General features: G+C 51.2%; 1 protein-coding gene. It reads right to left on the bottom strand.

Going from position 1 to position 822, the window contains the following annotated elements; translation table 11 throughout:
• Nucleotides 1–697, bottom strand: a 697-nt coding sequence (locus AK963_RS29910) for a hypothetical protein (protein WP_139117814.1), incomplete at its 3' end; no start/stop codon positions are given.
• Nucleotides 698–822 lie beyond the last annotated feature (125 nt).

Below are 822 nucleotides of genomic sequence, written 5' to 3'. Positions count from 1 at the left end.
TGATAGCAGCCGTGATGTTTTTCTGTTGGCCAGCGAGGTTCTTTGTGGATAAACCGGCTTGCTTGAGACTTTGCCGGAGCTCATCGAGCTTTTCCCGCTGATCCTGATAAGCTTTGCTCGCACGAGTGACCGCTGTCCGGGCAGTAAGTAGGCTGCTCGACAGTGACAGGGTAGTTTTCTGTGCCTTGTTATAATTCCGGGTCAGCTGATCCAACTCTTTTTGCTGGCGCTGGTATTCCCGGTTGGACTCTTTGACCGCTTTCTTTGCCGCTGATACGGCCTGTATTAGCGTCTGCGTCGGCTTTTTCGTCTTGGCTAGTTGAGTACTTAGACGCTCTAAATCCTTCTCTTGCCGTTGATAAGCCCGGCTCGCTTCGGCTACAGACTTTTTGGCGGACGTGACCGCCTCTTTTAATTCTCTCGTCGGCTTGGAGGCCTGTTTGTACTCTTTTGCCAGCCGGTCTACTTTCGCCTCGGCCTCCCGGAAGGCATTGCCAGCATTACGGACAGCTTTTGTCTGCTTCTGAAAAGCAGTCAGCAGTGCACTCTGGTTTTCCAGCGTCGAGAGCTTGTCCTTGAGCTCTTTGGCTTCCGCTTTCAGAACATCAAGGGAGTCAGCGGATTTTTTAACGTCCTTGGAGAGCAGATCCTTTGCTTTCAGGACTAAGCGAATAGCTGATTCTTTGATATTGGCCATAGTGCTTTAATTCAAAAAATAGCCCCTCGGAAGGGGCAAAGTTGCAGGAAGCAAACGGTGGATTACTGCGCCAGGTCAATCTGCATAAAGGTGCTGAGGCCGGAACCCTCAACGGTACTGTCTGC

It is taken from the genome of Endozoicomonas atrinae (assembly GCF_001647025.1).
In the GTDB taxonomy this organism is placed as follows: Bacteria; Pseudomonadota; Gammaproteobacteria; order Pseudomonadales; family Endozoicomonadaceae; genus Endozoicomonas; species Endozoicomonas atrinae.
Note: the sequence above shows the minus strand (reverse complement) of the source record. Positions and strands in the feature narration are given on the sequence as shown.